At 31.4% G+C, this 22,703-nt stretch carries 25 protein-coding genes; 14 read left to right on the forward strand and 11 right to left on the reverse strand.

Going from position 1 to position 22,703, the window contains the following annotated elements:
* Positions 1 to 110: 110 nt before the first annotated feature.
* Entirely contained in the window at positions 111 to 785 is a 675-nt protein-coding gene (locus HX088_RS02580) for a YiiX/YebB-like N1pC/P60 family cysteine hydrolase (RefSeq protein WP_286483251.1), read from the reverse strand.
* A gap of 43 nt (positions 786 to 828) precedes the next feature.
* Here HX088_RS02580 and HX088_RS02585 point away from each other — a divergent pair, with 43 nt between their 5' ends.
* Positions 829 to 1,191, forward strand: a complete 363-nt coding sequence (locus HX088_RS02585; protein WP_286483252.1) for a hypothetical protein — start codon at positions 829 to 831, stop codon at positions 1,189 to 1,191.
* A gap of 80 nt (positions 1,192 to 1,271) precedes the next feature.
* Positions 1,272 to 2,348: a glycine cleavage system aminomethyltransferase GcvT gene (gcvT, locus tag HX088_RS02590; RefSeq protein WP_171623259.1), complete on the forward strand. Its 1,077-nt coding sequence runs from the start codon at positions 1,272 to 1,274 to the stop codon at positions 2,346 to 2,348.
* Between the two features lie 81 nt (positions 2,349 to 2,429).
* Here gcvT and HX088_RS02595 read toward each other — a convergent pair whose 3' ends face one another.
* The 5 genes from HX088_RS02595 to HX088_RS02615 form a co-directional block, all read right to left on the reverse strand.
* Positions 2,430 to 3,395: a hypothetical protein gene (locus HX088_RS02595; RefSeq protein WP_260542223.1), complete on the reverse strand. Its 966-nt coding sequence runs from the start codon at positions 3,393 to 3,395 to the stop codon at positions 2,430 to 2,432.
* Positions 3,396 to 3,406: 11 nt separating this feature from the next.
* Positions 3,407 to 4,447 carry a cytochrome-c peroxidase gene (locus HX088_RS02600; protein ID WP_225541200.1) on the reverse strand — a complete coding sequence of 347 codons (1,041 nt, stop codon included), beginning with the start codon at positions 4,445 to 4,447 and terminating at the stop codon, positions 3,407 to 3,409.
* Positions 4,448 to 4,489: 42 nt separating this feature from the next.
* Positions 4,490 to 5,335, reverse strand: a complete 846-nt coding sequence (locus tag HX088_RS02605) for an MbnP family protein (protein WP_286483253.1) — start codon at positions 5,333 to 5,335, stop codon at positions 4,490 to 4,492.
* 84 nt (positions 5,336 to 5,419) lie between these two features.
* Positions 5,420 to 5,767, reverse strand: coding sequence for a hypothetical protein (locus HX088_RS02610; RefSeq protein WP_286483254.1), 348 nt, complete (start codon positions 5,765 to 5,767; stop codon positions 5,420 to 5,422).
* 88 nt (positions 5,768 to 5,855) lie between these two features.
* The gene (locus tag HX088_RS02615; RefSeq protein ID WP_171623434.1) at positions 5,856 to 6,224 is read right to left on the reverse strand and encodes a hypothetical protein; all 369 of its coding nucleotides are present in this window, start codon (positions 6,222 to 6,224) and stop codon (positions 5,856 to 5,858) included.
* Between the two features lie 449 nt (positions 6,225 to 6,673).
* Here HX088_RS02615 and HX088_RS02620 point away from each other — a divergent pair, with 449 nt between their 5' ends.
* Positions 6,674 to 7,051: a GreA/GreB family elongation factor gene (locus HX088_RS02620; protein ID WP_188319103.1), complete on the forward strand. Its 378-nt coding sequence runs from the start codon at positions 6,674 to 6,676 to the stop codon at positions 7,049 to 7,051.
* A gap of 67 nt (positions 7,052 to 7,118) precedes the next feature.
* On the opposite strand, the gene murI is transcribed toward HX088_RS02620, so the two are convergent.
* Positions 7,119 to 7,928 (reverse strand): glutamate racemase, encoded by an 810-nt coding sequence (gene murI / locus HX088_RS02625; RefSeq protein WP_286483255.1) that lies wholly within the window; start codon positions 7,926 to 7,928, stop codon positions 7,119 to 7,121.
* A 212-nt stretch (positions 7,929 to 8,140) separates the two neighbouring features.
* Here murI and HX088_RS02630 point away from each other — a divergent pair, with 212 nt between their 5' ends.
* Genes HX088_RS02630 through HX088_RS02645 form a run of 4 tightly spaced genes read left to right on the forward strand, consistent with a single transcriptional unit; the run spans position 8,141 to position 12,202 of the window.
* On the forward strand, positions 8,141 to 8,713 hold the full coding sequence (locus HX088_RS02630) for a helix-turn-helix domain-containing protein (RefSeq protein WP_286483256.1): 573 nt from the start codon (positions 8,141 to 8,143) through the stop codon (positions 8,711 to 8,713).
* 4 nt (positions 8,714 to 8,717) lie between these two features.
* Positions 8,718 to 9,542: a DUF3347 domain-containing protein gene (locus HX088_RS02635; protein WP_171623438.1), complete on the forward strand. Its 825-nt coding sequence runs from the start codon at positions 8,718 to 8,720 to the stop codon at positions 9,540 to 9,542.
* Between the two features lie 6 nt (positions 9,543 to 9,548).
* Positions 9,549 to 9,983 carry a hypothetical protein gene (locus HX088_RS02640; protein WP_171623439.1) on the forward strand — a complete coding sequence of 145 codons (435 nt, stop codon included), beginning with the start codon at positions 9,549 to 9,551 and terminating at the stop codon, positions 9,981 to 9,983.
* A gap of 5 nt (positions 9,984 to 9,988) precedes the next feature.
* Positions 9,989 to 12,202 carry a multicopper oxidase family protein gene (locus HX088_RS02645; RefSeq protein WP_286483257.1) on the forward strand — a complete coding sequence of 738 codons (2,214 nt, stop codon included), beginning with the start codon at positions 9,989 to 9,991 and terminating at the stop codon, positions 12,200 to 12,202.
* Positions 12,203 to 12,282: 80 nt separating this feature from the next.
* On the opposite strand, the gene HX088_RS02650 is transcribed toward HX088_RS02645, so the two are convergent.
* Positions 12,283 to 12,753, reverse strand: coding sequence for a copper resistance protein NlpE (locus HX088_RS02650; RefSeq protein WP_284583301.1), 471 nt, complete (start codon positions 12,751 to 12,753; stop codon positions 12,283 to 12,285).
* Positions 12,754 to 12,906: 153 nt separating this feature from the next.
* On the opposite strand from HX088_RS02650, the gene lipA reads away from it, so the two are divergent.
* The 5 genes from lipA (at position 12,907) to HX088_RS02675 (ending at position 17,675) form a co-directional block, all read left to right on the forward strand.
* Positions 12,907 to 13,776, forward strand: coding sequence for a lipoyl synthase (gene lipA, locus HX088_RS02655; RefSeq protein ID WP_171623442.1), 870 nt, complete (start codon positions 12,907 to 12,909; stop codon positions 13,774 to 13,776).
* A gap of 80 nt (positions 13,777 to 13,856) precedes the next feature.
* The gene (locus tag HX088_RS02660; protein ID WP_225541206.1) at positions 13,857 to 14,645 is read left to right on the forward strand and encodes a GLPGLI family protein; all 789 of its coding nucleotides are present in this window, start codon (positions 13,857 to 13,859) and stop codon (positions 14,643 to 14,645) included.
* Positions 14,646 to 14,647: 2 nt separating this feature from the next.
* Positions 14,648 to 15,406, forward strand: coding sequence for a GLPGLI family protein (locus HX088_RS02665; protein WP_260542239.1), 759 nt, complete (start codon positions 14,648 to 14,650; stop codon positions 15,404 to 15,406).
* Between the two features lie 48 nt (positions 15,407 to 15,454).
* Entirely contained in the window at positions 15,455 to 16,717 is a 1,263-nt protein-coding gene (locus tag HX088_RS02670; protein WP_286483258.1) for a CinA family nicotinamide mononucleotide deamidase-related protein, read from the forward strand.
* 121 nt (positions 16,718 to 16,838) lie between these two features.
* Positions 16,839 to 17,675 carry a hypothetical protein gene (locus HX088_RS02675; RefSeq protein ID WP_260542241.1) on the forward strand — a complete coding sequence of 279 codons (837 nt, stop codon included), beginning with the start codon at positions 16,839 to 16,841 and terminating at the stop codon, positions 17,673 to 17,675.
* A 65-nt stretch (positions 17,676 to 17,740) separates the two neighbouring features.
* On the opposite strand, the gene HX088_RS02680 is transcribed toward HX088_RS02675, so the two are convergent.
* From HX088_RS02680 to HX088_RS02690, 3 genes are all read right to left on the reverse strand, one after another.
* Complete coding sequence (locus tag HX088_RS02680) at positions 17,741 to 18,973, reverse strand: DEAD/DEAH box helicase (protein ID WP_171623446.1); 1,233 nt, start codon at positions 18,971 to 18,973, stop codon at positions 17,741 to 17,743.
* A 92-nt stretch (positions 18,974 to 19,065) separates the two neighbouring features.
* Positions 19,066 to 20,160 carry an RluA family pseudouridine synthase gene (locus HX088_RS02685; RefSeq protein WP_260542244.1) on the reverse strand — a complete coding sequence of 365 codons (1,095 nt, stop codon included), beginning with the start codon at positions 20,158 to 20,160 and terminating at the stop codon, positions 19,066 to 19,068.
* A gap of 9 nt (positions 20,161 to 20,169) precedes the next feature.
* Positions 20,170 to 21,159, reverse strand: a complete 990-nt coding sequence (locus tag HX088_RS02690) for a PASTA domain-containing protein (RefSeq protein ID WP_225540103.1) — start codon at positions 21,157 to 21,159, stop codon at positions 20,170 to 20,172.
* Positions 21,160 to 21,229: 70 nt separating this feature from the next.
* Here HX088_RS02690 and HX088_RS02695 point away from each other — a divergent pair, with 70 nt between their 5' ends.
* Together HX088_RS02695 and coaD are read left to right on the forward strand one after the other, a co-directional pair.
* Entirely contained in the window at positions 21,230 to 22,219 is a 990-nt protein-coding gene (locus HX088_RS02695) for a D-alanine--D-alanine ligase (RefSeq protein WP_286483259.1), read from the forward strand.
* Positions 22,207 to 22,668, forward strand: coding sequence for a pantetheine-phosphate adenylyltransferase (gene coaD / locus HX088_RS02700; RefSeq protein ID WP_171623451.1), 462 nt, complete (start codon positions 22,207 to 22,209; stop codon positions 22,666 to 22,668). Before HX088_RS02695 ends, coaD begins: the two co-directional genes overlap by 13 nt.
* The last annotated feature ends 35 nt before the right edge of the window (positions 22,669 to 22,703 follow it).

The following is a 22,703-nucleotide window of genomic DNA, read 5'->3' on the forward strand; positions in this document are numbered from 1 at the left end:
ATAACCATTTCTATATTTCCAATTCTGATTATTTATGTAAAGGTTGGAATTAAAAAATAGAAATGCGCTACATATAATCAGAAATGTAATTGCTAATATTTTCTTTTTATTCATAATTTCAACTCTCCAATTTTGATTAACTTTTCAGAAGTTGCCAATTGATTTGGATTTGTTCCAGGTTCATCTTGTGGAACTTCTTTTCCTTTTTTACGATAAAAATCTATCCAAAAATCATCAATAATTCCAGTTTCTTTGTTCTTAAAATTCATTGGAATTAATTCAAAAACTTTATCATCACGAAAAGCCCTTTCTACAAAATCTGAACAATATAATTCATCGTCATTCAAAATATACAACCAATTATAAGGTTTTCCTAACATGGTTTTCGCTTTTACAATTGCGTTCGGAATCGTCGATTGGTATTCTTTTTTTAATCGATAAATAACAATTTGATTATTTTTTTCTGTTTGCGAGTTGTAAAAATGATTAATTTCTTCGCGTTGCGATCCGCCCATTGGCGCAGCATGCAAAACAAAAATAGAATCAGTCGTTTTTTCAATTAATCCAACATGATCAAAATTTGTTTGATCCGAAATTTTTGTTGCTCTACTTATTGCACCCGAAAGTTCTTCGGTTAATGCTCCAACAAAGATTAAATCTCCATTTTGGATATTTTTGATGGATACATGCTCTTTTTCTGTCGTAATTTTCGCCTTTGTACAACTATTCATTATCAATGTAAATAGGACTAAAAAGATAGGAAATAAAATGAATATTTTTTTCATTCGGAATGAATTATTACTTTTAAACTACGAATTAACCAAAAAGATGGACTTTAAAAAAATTTTAACCCTATCAATTGTCGTTTTATTGATTTTAGTTGGTATCGCAATTATTATTGGTAGCAATAAAAATCGTCAAGTTTTTTTTGTAAATAGCTTTGACCGACCAATTGAAAATACCATTAATTCTCGTTTGGATACAGATTATTCGTACGAAATTGTAAAAGTAAAAGGAAAAGTAAACGATACTATTTTGATTATTCCTTGCGAAGGTTGTCAACCTAAAAAATTATCAGGTCAGATAAACGAAAAGTTTATGAACAAATTTGGTAAAGGAAAATCAATAATGCGTTTTGAGCCTTATAAAGCAACTAAAGGAGATTTGAAAATTATTCATAAAATTAGATAAACTTAGTATTTAAGAAATTTTCCTAACAATTATTTCCTTATTTTTGGGAGAATTATAAACTTATTCAAAGCAAACAAACAATGAAAGTAACTGCATTAAACCAAAAGCACAAAGATTTAGGTGCGAAAATGGTTCCTTTTGCTGGATATGAAATGCCAGTGCAATACGCAGGTGTTAACCAAGAACACTTTGCGGTTCGCGAAAAAGTTGGTGTTTTTGATGTTTCTCACATGGGACAATTCTTTATCAAAGGAGAGAAATCAACAGAATTATTACAACATTTATTGACGAATGATGTAACGAAAGTTGCGATTGGTCAAGCGCAATATAATGCAATGCCAAACGAAAAAGGAGGTATTGTAGATGATTTGATTATCTATAAAATGTCTGATGACGAATGGTTAGCAGTTGTAAATGCCTCTAATATCGATAAAGATTGGGAATGGATGAACAAGCACAATACGTTTGGAGCTGAGTTAACAAACAAATCAGATGAAATGTCTTTGTTAGCGATTCAAGGACCAAAAGCAATCGAAGCTATGCAAGCGTTAACAGATATCAATTTAGCAGAAATTCCTTTTTATCATTTTGTTGTAGGAAAATTTGCAGGAATTGACAATGTAATAATTTCAGCAACTGGTTATACAGGTTCTGGTGGTTTCGAAATTTATTTCGCAAATGAAGCAGCTAACGAAATGTGGGATAAAGTGATGGAAGCAGGTCAGTCTTTTGATATCGAACCTTGTGGATTGGCATCACGCGATACGTTACGTTTAGAGAAAGGATATTGTTTGTATGGAAATGATATCAACGATGATACAAATCCATTTGAAGCAGGATTAGGTTGGGTGACGAAATTGGATACAAATTTTATCTCTTCGGATATTCTAAGCGCAATAAAAGAAGCTGGAGTGGAGAAGAAGTTGGTTGGATTTAAAATGATTGAAAGAGGAATTCCTCGTCACGATTATAAAGTAGTTGATGATAACGAAAATACAATTGGTATCGTAACTTCTGGAACGCAATCTCCGATGTTGAAACAAGGGATTGGTTTGGCGTATGTTCATACAGATTTCGCGAAAGTTGGTACAACAATTAGAATCCAAATTCGTGATAAAAATGTATTAGCAGAAGTTGTTAAAACACCTTTTGTTTAAATAGAAAATCTTTAAAATAATAAAAGAGCTTTCGAGATATTCGAAAGCTTTTTTTATTAAATCACATTTTTTTATTGGATTTTATTGATTTTTAGATTGAAATAAATTATAATTTAAAAAGAAACCTATTCTGTTTTTCACTTCAATTTCTCCAGAATTTAGATTAGAATGTAAAGGTTGAAAATATTCTATTCCAAAATTTATTTTTTGAACAGCCGCTTCCAATCCTAATTTTACAAATTGAGCATTTCCAGACGAATTAGGAATAGATTCTCCAAATTGTTCATTTTTATTATAAAGTTCGTTTTGGAAACCGATTTTTCCAAGAAACTTATTGTCATTTCTTACTAAAAGATGTTGCAGTTGTATCAATTGATTCCATTGATTTCCGAACTTATATTTGTTCTTATTTTCTCCTTTCAAATTGTAATCTGTGACCAATTGTATAGCCGAATTTTTATACGTTAGTTGATAATTTAAACCAAATTGAGTATCCCAACTTCCTGTACCTAATTGAAAACTTGGATTGGTTGTTTGAGCATTTTTTTGATCGAATTTTGCAATAGGAATTTTAACGCCAACTGCTGCACTTAATCCATGTTTTAATTCGTTCGAGTTCGAATTGGAATTTACAATTTTAACAATCCCCATCATATTCAAATCGCCAATACCAGAAATAGAGGTTGAGTTTTCACCATCTTTTTGATGAAAATGATAAGGGATACTCGCATTGATATCGATTTTAGAATTGATTGGAATTCTCGTCCATAATAAAATGGTATTGAAATGTTGTTTCTGCGTACGTTTAGTAGAAAAAGCATCTTCTTTGGCTTTGTAATATTGATGAAGGTATCGAACACCAATATAGTTTGAATTGATAAGGTTTTCAATTCCATTGGAAGTTGAAGTTGCTGAACAACCGCAAGCATCACAATCTAATTCTAATTCATTAGGAGAAGACACTAAGATAGAATCATTATCTGTATGTGCTAATAATGAAACAGGAAAAATGATTAGAGCTAAAATTAGATTTATATAGACTTTCATTTGAATAGTTTTTAGAATTCTGCATAAGCAGGATTATGAATAAAAGAGTAATCGTTTAATGTTTTTAGAAAAGCAATAATTGCCTTTTTTTCTTGATCGGTCATAGGTATTCCAATTTGACCATTTTGTTTAAGCTGAGGATCCAAATGTTGATTATTTTGTACACCATCCGAGTAGAAGTCCAAAACAGCTTCTAAACTATAGAAACGACCATCATGCATATAAGGTTTAGTCATTTCAATATTACGTAAACTTGGAACCCTAAATTTCATAAAATCAGCAGAATCTAATGTGACGCGATACAACCCTCCATCTTTATGTTGTTTGTTATAATACATTCCAGTATTTCGAAAAGATTCATCCGTTAAAAGAGCACCTTTATGACAACTCGAACATTTTTGTTGAAAGAGTTGTAACCCTTTACCTTCGGTTTCAGTTAAATTTATTTCTTTCCTCAAAAATTGATCGTATCTGGAATCCTTTGAAACCACAGAAGCCATAAATTGTCCTAAAGCACTAAGAATTCGATTGGCATTAATTTGATCATCTCCAAAAGCATTTCTAAACATATTTCGGTAGTTAGCATCATCGGAGAGTTTTTTAATGATTTCGGGGAAAGTGCTATCCATTTCTTCTTCAGCTGTGATAGGTGAAATTGGTTGTTGAGCTAAATCATGAATCACGCCATCCCACATAAACCGATTTAGAAATGCCAAGTTTTGAATAGGTGGAGCATTTCGAATTCCTACTCGATCATCAATTCCATGGCTGACAGGATGCCCGTGATGGGTAAATGCATCTTCCTGAATATGACAAAAAGCGCACGAAATTGTATTGTTTCGAGATAATCGACCTTCATAAAATAATTTTTTCCCTAATGCAACTCCATTTTTAGTGAGTGGATATTTATCCGTATCAAAGGTTAGTTGAGGAAAATAAGAAGGGAATTCTAATTGGTAAGGTTCATCTACAATTTGACCATAATCAATATCATCGTCATTACAACTAAATAAGATGAATATCCCCAGTATAATTGTTATAATTTTATTCATTGTGATAGAATTTAGCGGTGTTTAAAAACACCGCAGTGAACATTATTGATATTGTTGATCGTTGTGTACATGACTAACTCGAAACATCTTTTGCATGTTATCTGTAACCAATTGAGCAAAGTTGGAAGATCCCATTACATTGTTGTTAGATTCATCTAATGTTAATTGATGATCACCACTTAAATACGTATTCAAATTTGCCATAATATGAATAGATGGTTTAATTTTAGAAGTCACTCGCGCAGAAGTTGGTAAATCTAACGTGACTTCTCGGTACAGATCTGGTACATTATTTTTGTAAATATCTCCCATATTTCCTGTATGAGTTAGGAAGAATGTATCAGGTGTATTTTTACCATAAAAACCTTCTATTTTAAAGAAAACATAACCTGCAGCCCAAGCCCAAGTCATTCCATTTTTCTTGGCTTTTTCCCAAAAAGTAGCCTGTCCAGTTTGACCTAATAAATAAGCTTTTTGTGATACACCAAGTCCAAATCGTACTTTAGTGTACTTGTTTTGTGGAATATCATCTAAATTTAAATAAACCACATTTGCTATTGCAGAATCTTGATTAACAACAAAAGCACCTTTATCAGGGTCATTTTTATGGTAATCAAATTCGTTTCCTTTCTCGTCAATTAATGTAACGTTAGAAATAATATATTTTAACATGGTGAATTTATGTTTCTGCCCGTTAGATGAAGTTTGTGTTGTTTGATCTAAAACAATTCCTCCTAAATTATCAAATCCATTTTCAAACTTTAATTGAATTTTACCTGTTTCTGTTGAATTGATTTCAGAGAAATCATCATCGTCTGTATTACAAGAAGTTAATAAAGTAAATAATGCGATAAATGATAAATGGAGAAAATATTTAATTGTTTTCATTTTGATATTTGTTTTAATTTTTTTTAATAAAAATGCTTTCCAAAAACAATCATAGTTTTCAGAGAATAATTAGTGGTATAAAAATTAAACAATAGGAGGTTTTAAATACTCAAAAACCCAATTGATAGAATAGAATGATTGCCAAAAGTACCGATGTTTTATGGTAACGATAAAATCGTTTATAAATGGAATTTCTAAGTATTCGAAATGCAGATAATTTTCCGTAAATCGAATATTTTTAACCAAAAGAGAATCAGCAGGCTGTTCTGTTTCGTTTAATTGCTTAGACAAATAACATTTTCCATTGCATTGCATTTCTGGTCGTTCTTTATTTATACAATATTCTTCAACAATTTTTTCTTGTACACTAAAAAACACAGTGAAAGGAATTAATGAGCGAAAGCCAATTAAAAGCACAAACAATGCAATCATAAAACAATTGAAGCTTTTAACAAATCTTATATGAAATGTCAAATTGATAAAATGTTAATGATAAAAAAATATAATAATCAAGGGTTTTTTAACAAATTGGAGGTTGTAGTTGTTGATCCAATTGATATTGAGTTTCGAAAGCTAATTGAAAAGTAGAAACTCTTTCAGTAGGTTTAATGATATGAAGTATAGGTATTAGTACAGTGGGTTGATATACAAAATAATCAATAGTACGTAAAGAAATTTGAGTTTTATTTGTGTCATTTTGTTCATCATCAATAGTTTTAGAAATCTGTTCTTTTAGGTAGCAAACTCCATTACACATTAATTCTGGACGTTCTATATTAACACAATATTCATTCGAAATCGTTTCATAATTCACCAAATAGTCGATAACCGGTAGCAATGGTCTACACGTTATCAGGACAACAGTAATGATGAATAAGTAAGATTTCAATCGTTTAAAATTTTTATAAAATTAGTTAGTTTTTATTAATTTTAGAATGAACATTATCAGTTTTCCTACAAAATTCACTTTCAATTAATCGGATAAGTGTTGTGTTTTTTATCTCATAAAGAAATCGTAACTTTGAAGTTCATATGATAAAAATTATGGCAAATTATATCGACATATACAGAAGAAACAACCAATCTTGGTTGTTTTTGTCGTTGGCATATTTGCATGATGATACTTTCTTAAGACGCTCGAAAGAGTTTATAAAATAGTCCCTGTCACGACCCAAGACAGGGAACCTCCGTATTTATTTTAATTATCAATTATTTTTCAATTTTCTGAAAGGAGATTTGTATCAAATTATAGTGTTCTAAACTTTAATATCATTTGATAGTTGGGTCTTAAAAGTCGACTTCGAAATATTGAAAAAAAAAAACTAAGAATTTATCACAATGACAACAAATATTATTTTAACAACAGGTGTATACGATTTAATTAAAGACCATTTAAGAAGAAAAAAAGTAACAGCAGAACAGGAAGATATTTTAACGCAAGAATTAAGACATGCAGAGCAAATTCTTCGTCGCGATATGGCTGACAATATTGTTTCTGTTGGGAAAAAAGTAACGATTAAAGAATTGAATTCAAATCAAGAATATCAATTAAACTTCGTAGGTCCAGATAAAGCAAAACCAAAAAAGAATCGTCACTCAATTTTGATGGACGAAGGTTTAGCAACAGTTGGTTATAAAACAGGTGATGTAGTAGAATGGCCAACAATTGATGGAGTAAAAAAATATGAAATTTTAAATGTAGAAACTGTAGCTTAGTTTCTTAATTGAATAGAAAAACCGAGCAACTTTGCTCGGTTTTTTGTTTTATATATTGGAAAAAAAATCAAACTTCTAAATGCGATGCTTTAATAGGTTGACCATAAAAAATAGTCGTATTCGTCTCAAAGTTTTCAGCATTGTCAGTTGTATAAAAGGTTAGCGAACTATTTTTAGAACAATTATTCTCAATTTCTGGATGACGTTTCAAATAATCCATTAATTTATTCGCGACCAATTCTCCTTGCGAAAGAATCGTCACATGATTAGGAACATATGTTTTGATAACTGGTAACAACAAAGGATAATGCGTACATGCTAAAACAATAGTGTCAATTTCTGAAGATTGAGAAAATAAACGTTGAATGTCTTTTTCCACAATATCATGCGCAGCTTTACTGTTAATTTCATTGTTTTCGACCAAAGGAACCCAAAGTGGACATGCGTGTTGAAAAACATCTATTATCGGATGAAATTTATTAATTTCGATTTTATATGATTTAGACAAAACAGTTCCTTGTGTCGCTAAAATTCCAACTTTATTGTTGATCGTATATTCATTTATAGATTCGGTTGTTGGCCGAATAACGCCTAAAACTTTTTTCCCTTCGGGCAAATCATTTTGTTGAATTGTTCTCAACGCTTTGGCGGAAGCTGTGTTGCAAGCTAAAATTACCAAGTTGCAACCTAAGTCAAATAGTTTAAACACACATTCTTTTGTGTATTCATAAACCGTTTCAAACGAACGAATTCCATAAGGAACACGTGCATTGTCACCTAAATAGATATAATCGTATTGAGGCATTTTTTTCTGAATTTCCTTAAAAACAGTTAAACCTCCATAACCAGAGTCAAAAACACCGATTGGTCCTTGCATTTTAGCTTTTTTTATAGAGCACAAAATTACAAAATCTATTCAGCAATTGAAGATAAATTATATCGAGAACAGGTTTTTAATCTAATAGAAAATCATTTTACGAAAATTATATACATCATCTTCCGAATTATATAAATTATAAAGCTAAAAGAAGAACGAAATTTGTAACAGATAAATTGTAGATTTAATAGGACTCACAAAAAATAATTCAAATGGAAAATGTAAATAAATTATTTATAAAAAATATGGTTTGTCATCGCTGTAAAGTGGTGGTTGGACGAATTTTGAAAATGAGTGCAATCGAAGCAAATCATATCGAATTAGGTGAAGTTGAGTTAACAAATCCAATCGATTCTGAAAAATTGAATCAAATAAAAGAAGAGTTAGAAGAAGTTGGTTTTGAATTGATTGATGATAAGAGAAGCAAGTTAATCGAGCAAATTAAAACATTGATTATTCAATTAGTTCATCAAGAAAATAGCGAACTGAAAGTGAATTTATCGGATTTTTTGAGCGAGAAAACATCTGCAGATTATAAATATATTTCCAATCTTTTTTCGGAAATGGAAGGACAAACAATCGAGAAGTATTTTATTCAGCAAAAGATAGAAAAAGTCAAGGAATTGATGGTTTATGACGAATTATCATTGAGCGAAATAGCTTTTCAATTAAACTATTCGAGTGTAGCGCATCTTAGTGCTCAATTTAAAAAAGTAACAGGTTTAACGCCTTCTGTTTTTAAACAGTTGAGTAAGCACAACAGAAAGTCAATTGATAAAATATAAAAGTATGATAAAATATAGTTTGTTTTTAATCGTCAATCTTTTTGCTTTTGTGGTAAATGCGCAAAGCAAAAATCTTGAAACGAAATCATTCGAGGTAAGAAGTAATTGTAATTCAGCTAAGGAATTAATCGAAAATGTAGGAAATCAAAAACGTATTTCGAAAGTATCTTACGACACGACTTCTCAAATCGCCACGATTTCTTATGATCCAACCAAAACAACTTCAAACGAAATTTTAAAGAATATCGCTTTGTCAGGTTTTGATAATTCTGAATATTTTGCTCCAGATGAAGCGTATCTAAAATTAAGACAAGATTGTCAATACCCACGCGATAAAAAAATGGTAATAAATCATCAAGAAATGAATCATGCTGACCAACATCAAGTGAAAAATGAAGTGAATCAAAATCAACTTTCTTTGGTTTTTGATGCATATTTTTTATTAAAAGATGCTTTTGTTGCAGGGAATGCAAATGAAATTTCAACACAAATAACGGCTTTTTCTCAATCAATTTCTAAAGTAGAAATGAGAAAACTTTCGCATGAAACACATATGGTTTGGATGGATGTTTTAAAGGATTTAGAATCCATTTCAAAACAAATTTCTCATGAAAAAAACATTGAAAAACAACGCGAATTGTTTGCGAAATTATCTGAACCAATGTACAAATTAGCTCAAAAAGAAAATTTAGGTTATTCCATTTATTACCAAAATTGTCCCATGTTTAAAGGAGGTTCAAATTGGTTGAGTAAAGATTCATCCATCAAAAATCCTTTTTACGGGAATCAAATGTTAACATGTGGAAGTACAATAGAAACTCTAAAATAGAAACAAATGATAAATATACAATCACTTTTAGGAATCGCTTTTTTATCAACAATAGTTTTGGTTTCTTGTCAAAATAAAGCCGATGAAAATCAAACAGAAATTTCTCCTACCGAACATATAGTTGCTCACCAAGACGTATCGAATCTTGTTGCTTATAATGTAGGAGATAAAGTACCAAATAGTCAAGTTTGTATGGTAAACAACGCTTATATGGGAAAAGATCAGTTCGAAGTGCCTTATGACGGGAAAACATATTACGGTTGTTGTAATATGTGTGTAGAAAGAATTCCAAATGATGAAAGTGCTCGTTCTGCAATTGATCCGTTTACGAATAAAAAAGTTGATAAAGCAAATGCGTATATCGTTTTGAAGGATCAAATGGGAAATGTTGATTATTTTGAGAATGAAGAGAATTATAGAAAGTTTAATCAGATAAAATAAAAGTTATGAGAAAATTTATTTTTATTTCTATTATTGCTTTTTCTATATCTGTTATTGCTCAAAAACGTGTCGAATATGATTTGTATGTACATGATACCATTGTTAATTATTCGGGAAAAGAACGTAAAGCAATTGCAGTAAATGGTCAAATTCCAATGCCAACTTTAGAGTTTACTGAATGCGATACGGCTGTTATTCGTGTACATAATCAATTGAAAGAAGATACCTCGTTGCATTGGCACGGCTTGTGGTTGCCAAATAAGGAAGATGGTGTACCTATGTTAACACAAGACGGAATAAAACCTGGTGAAACGTTTACCTATTCGTTTCCAATTATTCAGAACGGAACACACTGGTATCACAGTCATTCGGGTTATCAAGAACAGATTGGAATGTATGGATCGATGGTGTTGAAAAAACATGCCAACGACCCAACGTTCAGAAAAGGAATTGATGATCTACCTGTTGTTAACGTGATGTTGAGCGAATGGACAGATCTTAATCCAAGAAATATTCAACGAATGTTACACAATGCAAACGATTGGGCAGGAATCAAAAAAGGATCTACGCAAAGTTATGCAGAAGCAATACGAGAAGGTCATTTTGGAACGAAAATCATCAACGAATGGAAGCGTATGCTGGCTATGGATGTGAGTGATGTGTTTTATGATAAATTTTTAATAAACGGAGCAAATGAAAGTCAATTAAAGCAATTTAAAGCTGGCGATAAAGTCCGCCTACGAATTTCGAATGGTGGTGCATCATCTTATTTTTGGTTGCGTTATGCGGGAGGAAAAATTACAGTAGTTGCCAACGACGGAAATGATGTAGAGCCTTTAGACGTAGATCGTTTGATTATTGGTGTTTCCGAAACCTATGATGTGGTTGTGACGATTCCAGAAGAAGGTATTTCATATGAATTTCAAGCAACTTCGGAAGACAGAACAGGTTCAGCTTCGTTATTTCTTGGTGATGGAAAAAAACAACTGATAGAACCACTCCCGAAATTAAAATACTTTGAAGGAATGAAGATGATGAACGATATGATGAACATGGACGGTTCGATGAATGATATGGCTATGAAAATGAGTTTGCAACAAATGGATATGAATACGGTAATGTATCCTGAAATTACAGGCGAATCGAATAAAAAAACTCGAAAAAAGAATAAAGAAAGTGATCATTCTGCTCATGGAAATTCATCTTCAAATATTGTGACCTTAAATTACGGAATGCTAAAAGCTCCTGAAAACACAGAACTTCCAAAAGATGCACCTGTAAAAGAAATGCGTTTTGAATTAACAGGAAATATGAACCGGTATGTATGGAGTATGGACAATAAAGTATTGTCTGAAGTAGATAAAATTCCAGTTAAAAAAGGCGAAATTTTACGCATTACGTTGTACAATAATTCCATGATGCGCCACCCAATGCATTTACATGGTTTCGATTTTCGAGTGATTAATAAAAATGGCGCATATTCACCGTTGAAAAATGTATTGGATATTATGCCAATGGAAACGAATGTAATCGAATTTCAAGCAAATACAGAAGGTGATTGGTTTTTCCATTGTCATATTTTGTATCACATGATGGCAGGAATGAACCGTGTTTTTGAAGTTGGAGATTATCAGAATCCATATATTCACGATCAAGCAAAAATGTATAAAATGTTGCAAATGGATAGCAATATGAAACATTTTATGGCTGAAAATGACTTTGCAACAAATGGTTTAGATGGATCGTTTATGGTACAAGATGCACGTTGGGCACTGACTTCGGAATGGGGAATTGGTTACAAACCTGAACATGGCTACGAAGTGGAAACACATTTGGGAAGATATTTTGGGAAGAATCAGTTTTTACAAGCGTTCATTGGATTTGATTGGAATCAACATCGAACGAAACGTCACAAAGTAGAAAAAAATATTTTTGGACAAAAAACAGCTCGAAATAAAGGTTTATTCAGTGCAGGTTTTGTGTATAAATTACCAATGTTGATTGATTTTCAGACCGAAATTTACCACACAGGAAAAGTGCGTTTACAATTAATGCGCAAAGATATTCCGATTTCAAAACGTGTAAGAGCAGGTTTTATGTGGAATACTGATAAAGAATATATGGGAGAATTAAGTTACATCTTAAATAAAAATATGCACATCCGAACACATTATGACAGCGATATGAAATTTGGTGTAGGATTAAAATTGGTGTATTAGAAGATAATCAAAAACAAAAACGGTAAAGTTTTCTTTTCCGTTTTTTTTTTGATTAAAAAACTTATTAACAATATATCTAACTACTTTTTAGTCAAAATATAATTGTTTGCTAAAGGGCCATCAATTTCCTCGCCTTCTTGCGATAAAACAATTAATTTATTTTCTCCTACTTTGTAAAAATACCTGTTTTTATCTTTTGTATCCAAAAATATTGCGTTGTTATCTGCTGTCCATTCAAACTGTCCTTGCTCTTCAAATGTTGTATTTCCTTTCATGTAGTCAGAAACAATTTTTATTGTTTCATCTTTATTTAAAGTAACAGTTGTTTTAATTCCAGGGCAATCGGCACAAGGTAGTACACCTTCATAAGTTCCTACCCAATCAATAGATGTTTTTGAATTGTGTATATCCGCTATGGTATCATTTTGAATGATTGATGCATTTGAATCACTTATTACTTCTTTTGTATTGTTAATACTTTCTTCTTTTTTTGTTTCGCAGCTCATCATAATAGAAACAGTAAAGAGAGTTAGGATAATCGATTTTTTCATCTGAATATAGTTTTGATTTTCTTGTGTAGTTCAAATAATATTCCAAAAACTGTTAAGAATAAGATATAGATTTTATTTGAAGCATAATCTATTATTTAGGATGTAAAATCTTTCAAAAAAACATTGTAAATTAGCCAATCAGAAAAGTAATGTATGAGTGTTGAGCTATTGCCAGATGGAAGAGTAAAGAAACCTGAATGGTTACGTGTGAAATTACCAACAGGAAAAAAACATCGTGAATTAAGAGGTTTAGTCGATAAATATAAATTGAACACCATTTGCCAAAGTGGAAGTTGTCCAAATATGGGTGAATGTTGGGGTGAAGGAACTGCAACATTTATGATTTTGGGTAATGTATGTACACGTTCTTGTGGATTTTGTGGTGTAAAAACGGGTCGCCCAGAACAAGTAGATTGGGCAGAGCCAGAAAAAGTAGCACGTTCTATTAAATTGATGCAGATCAAACATGCTGTTTTAACGTCTGTAGATCGTGATGATTTAAAGGATATGGGGTCAATTATTTGGGCAGAAACGATACATGCAGTGCGTAGAATAAGTCCAGGAACTACAATGGAAACATTGATTCCTGATTTTCAAGGAATCGAAAAACATATCGATCGTATTGTGGAAGCTGGACCAGAAGTTTTATCTCATAATATGGAGACTGTTCGTCGTTTAACAAGAGAAGTTCGTATACAAGCCAAATATGATCGTTCGTTAGACGTTTTACGTTATGCGAAAGAAGCTGGTCAACGTCGTACAAAGACAGGAATAATGCTTGGTTTAGGAGAGTTTGAAGATGAGGTTTTTGAAACAATTCAGGAAGTAGCAGATGCAAATGTAGATGTAATTACAATTGGACAATATTTGCAACCAACAAAAAAACATTTACCTCTAAAAGAATTTATCACACCAGAACAATTCAAAAAATATGAGGATTTTGCTCGCGGATTAGGATTCCGTCATGTGGAATCTGGACCATTGGTTCGTTCTTCTTACCACGCTGAGAAACATATTTTATAAAAATAATTTAAATTTAATATTTAGAAGAGTTGCAATGATTTGTAACTCTTTTTTTTATTTTTAAAATATAAATTACAATTATGAAAAACTTCTTAACACTAATTATCATTTTTTCAAGTTTTGCGCAAGCGCAAGTTTATGAAGTGAAAGTAAGATTTAAACATCATACAAAGTATACTTCAGAATATATTGAAAAAGTTTTTTCAGATATTAAAAATGAAGAACAAAGAAAATGGAATATTGAACAGAATGAAAATCCAAAACCAATAGATTTTTTAATTTATTCTTCTAAAAATGAGCAAAATTCTGTTGAACAAGAAAAAATTAATAACGATCAAAATTATCAGGGAGAAATTAAAAAATCAGTTGTAGGACTGCCTTTAGGAGTGACATATTCAGATTTTAGATTGAATGAAAATTATAAAGAAGAAGATGTTTACGGTAAAAAATATATTGTCAAAAATCCAATAGAAGAGTTAGTTTGGGAATATTCAAACGAAACAAAAGAAATATTGGGTTATAAAGTTTATAAAGCAACTTCTGATTTTAAAAAATATAAAGTAGAAGCATGGTATACCAAAGAAATTGATTTTGATTTTATGCCGATAAATGTAAAACCAATTGAAGGATTTGTTTTAGAGATGAATTTATTTGTTGAAAGTGAAAAAGTTGGACGAATGGATAATATTATTTGTGTAGAAGCTATTCAACCAAATGTAAAAAAATATAAATTCAAAAATCCTCTTAAAGCTGATAAAGCTTCAAAATTACCTATCGTATCTCAACAAGAAATAGCAAAAATTTATGACGAAGCCAACAAGAAACGTAACGAAATGTATAATAACACTCAAGGAATTGATAAAAAATAAATATGAAAAACTTCTTAACACTAATTATCATCATTTCTAGTTTTGCGCAAGCTCAGTTTTATGAAATAGCATACAAAGTTCAACCTCAAATTCATTTTACAGATAAAGCTTTAGAAAATTTGAAACAATATTATCCAGATCAAAAACAACGTGAAGAATTCTTAGAGTCTGCAAAAAAAATTCCTTCTCAGTTTTATAGTTTTAAGTATAATGAATCACAAAGTCAATCAGAATACATTGATAAAGTAGATAACTCTCAAGAAGCACCGCAAAGCTTTATGGGAATTAGTCCTGATATTGGAGCTAATCCAATTTTTAATTATGAAGACAATTTATATTTTAACGAAGTAGATATGTTTACAGGGAATAAATTCCTTGTTTACGATTCTTTAGAAAAAGTAAATTTTGTAGAAACAGGAAAAACAAAAACTATCCTTGGGATTGAAACGAAAGAAGCGACAGCTAAATATAAAAACTATGATTTAATTGCTTGGTATGCTCCTCAAATTTCTTATTCATATTCACCAGATAAATTTTATGGTACAAAAGGTTTGATTTTAGAATTGCATTATAAATATTTGAGAGATGATATTGAAGTCATGATTTCGTGGAATGCAACGAAGAAAAAAGAATTAAAAAAGTCTCCTGTTTTCAAAATCAATAACAAATTGAAAAAAGTTTCTCAAGCAGAATTTCTTCAAATGATTGAAGATTCAAACCAAATTCAGCGAGAAGCCTATAATCAAGGAGTTGAAAAATAATTATTAAAACACTAAACTTGCTTAACTTTAAGCAAGTTTTTTTATATCATGCAAACAAAAGCAACTTTATTAACGATTGGAGACGAAATCTTAATCGGACAAATTGTCGATACTAATTCAGCATTTATTGCGCAACAATTAAATAAAATAGGAATTGAAGTCGAAGAAATTATTTCAGTTCAAGACGAGTTAAATCATATTATTGAAGCATTTCAAAGGGGAATTTCAACGTCGGATATTGTTATTGTAACAGGAGGTTTAGGACCAACAAAAGATGATAAAACTAAAATGGCTTTATGTCAATTTTTAGAGTGCGAATTGATAAGAGAAGAAAAAGTAATTGAAAATATCATCCATTTATTTGCCACGCGTGGTTATAAAAAAGAATTAAATAACCTCAATCAAGATCAAGCATTGATTCCTGAAAAATCAACATTTATTCAAAATAAATACGGAACTGCACCATGTTTATGGACAACAATTGAAAACAAAGTTTTGATTAATCTTCCTGGTGTTCCATTTGAAATGAAAGGGTTGATGAGAGATGAAATTATTCCTCGTTTAAAAGATAATTTTCAAACAGATATTATTGTGCACCGAGATATTTTAGTCAGTGGAATTCCAGAGAGCGATTTAGCAATTTTAGTTGAAGATTGGGAAAGTCAATTACCAGAATTTATTCATTTAGCTTACTTACCAAATCGTACGTCAATCGATTTACGATTCTCAGCAACTGGAGATGATGAGGTTGTTTTGAGAAATTTGATTCAACAAGAAATTGAGAAATTTAAATTGATTGCAGGGAAATATTTAGTTTCTGAAAATTCTGGGAAAGCGCAACAAGTTTTAGGAGATCTTTTGAAACAAAAAGACTTAACAATTTCGACAGCCGAAAGTTGTACTGGTGGAAATATTTCAACTTTAATTACTTCTGTTTCGGGAAGTTCTTCTTATTTTATTGGTAGTGTTGTTTCGTATGCTACTTCGGTTAAAACTTCTGTTTTAGGTGTTAATCAAAAAGATATTGATCAGCATTCGGTTGTTTCAGAACAAGTCGCAAAGCAAATGGCTTTAGGAGCTTGTAAGGTTTTAAAGACCAATTTAGCTGTTTCAACGACAGGAGTGGCTGGACCAAACAAAGGAAAAGATGACAATGAAGTAGGAACGGTTTGGGTTTCGGTGACAAATGGTCAACAAACCATTAACAAAAAGTATTTTTATCCCTATTTAGATCGTGAAGATTTCATCAAAATTGTTTCTACTAATGCTTTGAATTTGGTGATTCAGTTTGTTAATCAAAATTATCAGTAATCGATTGTTTGATGTTATCATTTTTAATTGATAAACATTTTAAAAACTAATAGTTTATAGTGATGTTTTGATAATTTTATTTTTTGTTTATTTGTAAATGAAGTAATTTAAAATCAAAACTATGACGAAAAATATGTACAAAATGCTATTTGTTTTATCTTTTTTTGGATTATCATTTATTGGACAAGCACAGATATTGAATTCTATTTCAAGAAAATTAGAGGATAAAGCAGATAAATTAATTAATACTAAAAGAAATAAGTCAACTACCGAATCTGTTCAGAATAAAAAAGGTAAAGAGAATTCTACAACTATCCAAAGTGGACCATTTCAAGAAAATTCAGTGATGTCCTATGATTTTGTGAGTGGAAATCAAATCATTTTTGAAGATGATTTTTCAGCAAATTCGGTTGGTAATATGGCAACAAAATGGACAAGTAATGGAATGGGTAGAGTAGAGAATGTTTCTGGTTATCCTGGAAAATGGTTACGTTTATATGACGATAACACTTATAAAATAAAAGAACTTGTTCATATACCTGAAAATTTTACGCTCGAATTTGATGTGGTTGTCTTATCAGATACTTCCAAAGAAATTAATTTGGATTTCGGATTTGATTACGTGAAAGGTGTTACACAACATTATTATATAGGAAGTCGTAATCCGATTAATATCAGAGCATCGTATCGATTTGATAATTTCGAATTTACAAGTAAAGAACTTGATGGAACCAAAAGAAGTAGTGTAGATGCTAATATGTCTTATTTTATCAATAATAAAATGAATGTAAAAATAAGTGTAGAGCAAGATCGTATGAAAACTTATGTAAATAATTATAAGATTTTGGATACTGAAATGGTTAATCCTCAAACTAAAAAATATTTTTATTTAGCATTGGATAATGATAAAAATCCAGCTCAAGTCTACTTAGGTAATTTTAAGATTACTCAATTATAATATTAATTTCTTAATATAGTTATTAAAGAAAAAAATCACTTCATTACGAAGTGATTTTTTTGATGTTATTTTCTTCTCCCTCGATGAGGATTTTTCGGTTTTGTGTCTTTCTTTGGTTTGAAACCTGTGTTTGTTTTTTTGAAATTATTGTTGCTATTGGCATCAGGTAATTTATAAAATTCTTTTGGCGTTTTAATGATAGTAACATAGTTGCCAATTAATTTTTCAATATTTGCCAAATCACCTCTTTCATCAGCAGCACATAATGAGATTGCTTTTCCTTCGCGACCCGCACGACCTGTACGACCAATTCGATGAACATAAGTTTCTGGGACATTAGGCAATTCATAATTGATTACATACGGTAATTGATCAATGTCAATTCCTCGTGCAGCGATATCAGTTGCAATAAGTACTTTTAACTTTTCTTCTTTGAAATTATTCAAAGCTTTTTGACGTGCATTTTGAGATTTATCTCCGTGAATAGCAGCCGAAGGAATTCCAGCTTTTTCCAAATGTCTAACCAAACGATTTGCTCCATGTTTTGTACGCGTAAAGATTAATGTACGCTCTTCAGGATGTTCATTTAAGATATTGACCAAAAGTTTTACTTTCATGTCCTTGTCTACATGGTAAACAAACTGTTCAACCGTTTCAGCAGTCGAAGAAACAGGTGTAACACTTACTTCTTTAGGACGATTTAAAACAGTGTGAGAAAACTTACGAATAGATTTTGGCATAGTAGCCGAGAAAAATAAGGTTTGTCTTTGTTTTGGAATAATTTCGATAATCTTTTTGATCTCATGAACAAATCCCATGTCTAACATACGGTCAGCTTCATCTAAAACAAAAATTTCAATTTGATTGATTTTAAGATGTCCTTGCCCAATCAAATCTAATAAACGACCAGGTGTAGCAATTAAAATATCAACACCATTTTTTATGGCACCGATTTGTGGATTTTGATTTACTCCTCCAAAAATAGCGATATGTTTTAAGGGTAAATGTTTACCATATAACTTAAAACTATCATTGATTTGAATCGCTAATTCACGAGTAGGTGTTAAAATTAATGTTCTAACTTTTCGTCCCTTACTTGGTGTATTCGTTAAGTTTTGTAGAATAGGAATTGCAAACGAAGCTGTTTTTCCTGTTCCTGTTTGTGCGCAACCAATAATATCGTTTCCTTCTAAGACAAGTGGAATAGACTGCTCTTGAATTTCGGTCGGTTCTGTATAACCAGCTTCTTCAATTGCTTTTAAAATTGGTTCGATTATATTTAATTCAGTGAATTTCATTTATTGAAAATTTATTAATCAGTTTTTTTAACTGATTGAATGAGAGATAAAAAGCACTCCAAAGTGAAGTGCTTTTTGATATAGATAGGTAATTAATCTTCTAATTCTTTTGCATGACGATCAATAGGAGTATCGGGTTCCGTTGCATGAACAGAATTTACCGAATAGTTTCTCCAACGATCCAAAATAGTTAAAATATCTGCAGGTAAAGGTGATTCGAACGACATACGTTCTCCTGTTGTCGGATGATCAAATCCTAATGTACGTGCATGTAAAGCTTGACGTGGACATGTGGCGAAACAATTGTCAACAAATTGTTTGTATTTATTGAAGGTTGTTCCTTTTAAAATACGATCTCCACCATAACGAGCATCATTAAATAAAGGATGTCCTAAATGTTTGAAATGTGCACGAATTTGATGCGTACGACCAGTTTCTAATTTACATTCAACTAATGTAACATAAGAAAAATTCTCCATTACTTTATAATGCGTTACGGCATGTTTTCCTTGTTCTCCATCAGGAAAAACGGCCATTTGCATACGATCTTTAAGATGTCGACCGATGTGTCCAGTAATTGTGCCTTCTTGTTCGTTTAGAACTCCCCAAACTAATGCGTTGTACAAACGGTCGGTTGTATGCGCTGCAAATTGCTCGGCTAAACTTGTCATTGCAACTTCCGTTTTTGCAATGACTAAAAGTCCACTTGTATCTTTATCAATACGGTGAACTAAACCAGGACGCTCCATTTGCTCAGACATTGAAGGTAAATTATCAAAATGAAACTTTAAGGCGTTAACCAAAGTTCCTGTATAATTTCCATGTCCAGGATGTACAACCATTCCTGGTTCTTTGTCAATAACAACGACTTGGTCGTCTTCATAAACAATTTTGATTGGAATATCTTCTGCTATAACTTCATTATCACGCGGAGGAGTTTCTAACATAATCTGTATAAAATCTCCAGGTTTTACTTTGTAATTGGATTTTACAGATTCATTGTTAACTAATATATTTCCGTTATCAGCTGCTTGTTGAATTTTATTTCGTGTAGCGTTCTCAATTCTAACCATCAAGAACTTATCTATACGCAATAACGATTGACCTTTGTCAACCGTTATTGAAAAATGCTCGTATAGTTTATTGTCGTCTTCCTCTTGTAAGAAATCTTCTAAATCTTCTGCCATTTATTCTTTCTATTCTATAATAATCTCTTCTGGAGCTTTAGGCGCTTCTATCGGCTTTTGTTGCTCAGGTGTTGGATTATTTTGTTGTTGCTGATTTTGCATGTCTTTGATCTGCTGTTCAGCTTTCTGTGTTATAATATCTCTGTATTGAGAACCGCTAATTGTATCTTCGCCAAAGTTTTTGTACTGAATATCCAATTCTTTTAATTGCGTTCTAATTTTTTCGCGAGGTTCTGTTGATAACCAAATATCAATCGGTTGACCTTGATCGTAAGTGTCTGTAGCAAAAGGGAATTGATATACCACTCTTGCGTTAATTGTATCATTCGAAGCACCAATAAATTTAATTTGACCAATTTCGAAGAAATTATCTTTAATTGATTTCTTCGCTTCAGTCAAAGTTAAATTGACTAAATTAGGCATTCTTACACCAGATAACATTCCACGTCCTAAAACCAAATCAACTGTAGCAAAACGTGGTAATTGTTCTCCAGGTTTCACGATTTTTCCATTGTATAATATTTTTAGAACGGCATCTTTTGCTAAATCTGGTTCGTAAATAATTTTACCAATTTTAAGACCTGAAATTTCTAATTGCGTAAATGCTAAACGTTTTGATTTACCTACTAAATCAGGCAATTCAACTGGACGATATGTTTTAGGATTTGATTTAATAAAAATACGACGCCCTTCTTTTACACGAGATTCTGCTGCTGGATAAAAATCCATAATTGAAAAAGGTTTTGTATTTGGATCAAAACGAGAACTATCTACTTCGTATGTTAAACCAAGTTCTTCTAACTTAGTTGTAGCATCTGTAATATTCATTTTTGATAAATCCGGAACTTCAACAAATTCATTGTGATTTGTATATGAATCTAACCAGACGTTAAAAATAAAATGGTAAAGCCCAAATGACAGCGCTACTACAATAGCTACATTAAGCAAAACTTGTATGATTGATTTTACTCCTTTCATTGAAATGATAAATTGTCGCACAAATATAGTTTAAAAATAATATTTATGATTGATGTCAAAGTTCTATATTTGAATAAATTTTAATTTAAACATGTTAAGAGTAGCAGTTGTAGCAGGTGGATACTCGGACGAAAGTGTAGTTTCGTTGAAAAGTTGCGAGTTGATTTACGCAAGTCTAAATCCAGAAAAGTACGACAGAACAAGGGTTCGAATCTTAAAAGAAGGTTGGTATGCCGAAATTGAAGGCGAGAAATATCCAATCAATAAAGGTGATTTTTCATTTGAAAAAAATGGAAAAAAAATAACATTTGATGTCGTTTTTAATACAATTCATGGTACGCCAGGCGAAGATGGTTATCTACAAGCGTATTTTGAAATGATCGGTTTGGCATATAATGGATGTCCTTTTTATCAATCTGCCTTAACATTTAATAAAAAAGATTGTATTGCAGTATTGAGTAAATATGGAATTCCTCACGCAAAATCTATTTATATTAACAAAGGAGATCAATATGTTGCAAAAGAAATTCTTGACCAAGTAGGCTTACCTTGTTTTGTAAAACCAAATCGTTCAGGTTCAAGTTTAGGAATTTCAAAAGTTTTCAAAGAAGAAGAATTTGAAGCAGCAATGCAAAAAGCTTTTCAAGAAGATAAAGAAGTTTTGGTTGAGTCTTTTTTAGATGGAACAGAAGTTTCTGTAGGTGTATTAAATTACAAAGGAGAAACTATGGTGTTGGGAATTACAGAAATTGTTTCGCACACAGAATTCTTTGATTATGACGCTAAATACAATGGTTTATCAGACGAAATTACGCCTGCGCGTTTAACACCAGAAGTTGAACAACGTGTGCGTGAAGTTGCTGCAAAAGCCTATAAATGCATCAATATGTCTGGTTTTTCTCGTTCTGAATATATTATAGTAAATGGAGAACCGCATTTTATTGAAATGAATACATTACCAGGTTTTTCACCTGCAAGTATTTTTCCTCAGCAAGCTGCTTATGCAGGAATTGCGTTGGAAGATTTGATGGATAGCGAAATCGAAATTGCTTTAAATAGACCTTCGCCATGGACAGAATAGCAGTTTTTCCTGGATCTTTTGATCCAATTACATTAGGGCATTTAGATATTATCGAACGTGCAGTTCCGTTGTTTGACAAAATAATTGTTGCAATTGGAACAAATTCATCTAAAAATTATATGTTTTCACTGGAACAAAGAATTAAGTTTATTGAGGATTCTGTTAGCAGATTTGGAAATGTAGAAGTGATGTCTTATAATGGATTAACAGTTGATTTTTGCGATGAAGTAAATGCTCAGTTTATTTTACGTGGACTTCGCAATCCAGCTGATTTCGAATTTGAGAAAGCAATTGCTCATACCAATCGTGCAATTACAGACCATAACATCGAAACTATTTTCTTATTAACTTCTTCAGGTAAAGCGTACATCAGTTCGAGTATTGTTCGTGATGTGATGAGAAATGGAGGAAAATATGAAATATTGGTTCCTGATGTGGTAAGGATTTAAGAGAATTATTCTATATAAAATAGAAAAGAGTAGAT

Source organism: Empedobacter sp. 225-1 (assembly GCF_030328185.1).
Classification (GTDB): Bacteria; Bacteroidota; Bacteroidia; order Flavobacteriales; family Weeksellaceae; genus Empedobacter; species Empedobacter stercoris.

Bases quoted from the DNA above. Each gene is read 5' to 3' on its own strand.
- HX088_RS02580 (WP_286483251.1), bottom strand. From the start codon at position 785: ATGAAAAAAATATTCATTTTATTTCCTATCTTTTTAGTCCTATTTACA.
- HX088_RS02585 (WP_286483252.1), top strand. From the start codon at position 829: ATGGACTTTAAAAAAATTTTAACCCTATCAATTGTCGTTTTATTGATT.
- gcvT (WP_171623259.1), top strand. From the start codon at position 1,272: ATGAAAGTAACTGCATTAAACCAAAAGCACAAAGATTTAGGTGCGAAA.
- HX088_RS02595 (WP_260542223.1), bottom strand. From the start codon at position 3,395: ATGAAAGTCTATATAAATCTAATTTTAGCTCTAATCATTTTTCCTGTT.
- HX088_RS02600 (WP_225541200.1), bottom strand. From the start codon at position 4,447: ATGAATAAAATTATAACAATTATACTGGGGATATTCATCTTATTTAGT.
- HX088_RS02605 (WP_286483253.1), bottom strand. From the start codon at position 5,335: ATGAAAACAATTAAATATTTTCTCCATTTATCATTTATCGCATTATTT.
- HX088_RS02610 (WP_286483254.1), bottom strand. From the start codon at position 5,767: ATGATTGCATTGTTTGTGCTTTTAATTGGCTTTCGCTCATTAATTCCT.
- HX088_RS02620 (WP_188319103.1), top strand. From the start codon at position 6,674: ATGACAACAAATATTATTTTAACAACAGGTGTATACGATTTAATTAAA.
- murI (WP_286483255.1), bottom strand. From the start codon at position 7,928: ATGCAAGGACCAATCGGTGTTTTTGACTCTGGTTATGGAGGTTTAACT.
- HX088_RS02630 (WP_286483256.1), top strand. From the start codon at position 8,141: ATGGAAAATGTAAATAAATTATTTATAAAAAATATGGTTTGTCATCGC.
- HX088_RS02635 (WP_171623438.1), top strand. From the start codon at position 8,718: ATGATAAAATATAGTTTGTTTTTAATCGTCAATCTTTTTGCTTTTGTG.
- HX088_RS02640 (WP_171623439.1), top strand. From the start codon at position 9,549: ATGATAAATATACAATCACTTTTAGGAATCGCTTTTTTATCAACAATA.
- HX088_RS02645 (WP_286483257.1), top strand. From the start codon at position 9,989: ATGAGAAAATTTATTTTTATTTCTATTATTGCTTTTTCTATATCTGTT.
- HX088_RS02650 (WP_284583301.1), bottom strand. From the start codon at position 12,753: ATGAAAAAATCGATTATCCTAACTCTCTTTACTGTTTCTATTATGATG.
- lipA (WP_171623442.1), top strand. From the start codon at position 12,907: ATGAGTGTTGAGCTATTGCCAGATGGAAGAGTAAAGAAACCTGAATGG.
- HX088_RS02660 (WP_225541206.1), top strand. From the start codon at position 13,857: ATGAAAAACTTCTTAACACTAATTATCATTTTTTCAAGTTTTGCGCAA.
- HX088_RS02665 (WP_260542239.1), top strand. From the start codon at position 14,648: ATGAAAAACTTCTTAACACTAATTATCATCATTTCTAGTTTTGCGCAA.
- HX088_RS02670 (WP_286483258.1), top strand. From the start codon at position 15,455: ATGCAAACAAAAGCAACTTTATTAACGATTGGAGACGAAATCTTAATC.
- HX088_RS02675 (WP_260542241.1), top strand. From the start codon at position 16,839: ATGACGAAAAATATGTACAAAATGCTATTTGTTTTATCTTTTTTTGGA.
- HX088_RS02680 (WP_171623446.1), bottom strand. From the start codon at position 18,973: ATGAAATTCACTGAATTAAATATAATCGAACCAATTTTAAAAGCAATT.
- HX088_RS02685 (WP_260542244.1), bottom strand. From the start codon at position 20,160: ATGGCAGAAGATTTAGAAGATTTCTTACAAGAGGAAGACGACAATAAA.
- HX088_RS02695 (WP_286483259.1), top strand. From the start codon at position 21,230: ATGTTAAGAGTAGCAGTTGTAGCAGGTGGATACTCGGACGAAAGTGTA.
- coaD (WP_171623451.1), top strand. From the start codon at position 22,207: ATGGACAGAATAGCAGTTTTTCCTGGATCTTTTGATCCAATTACATTA.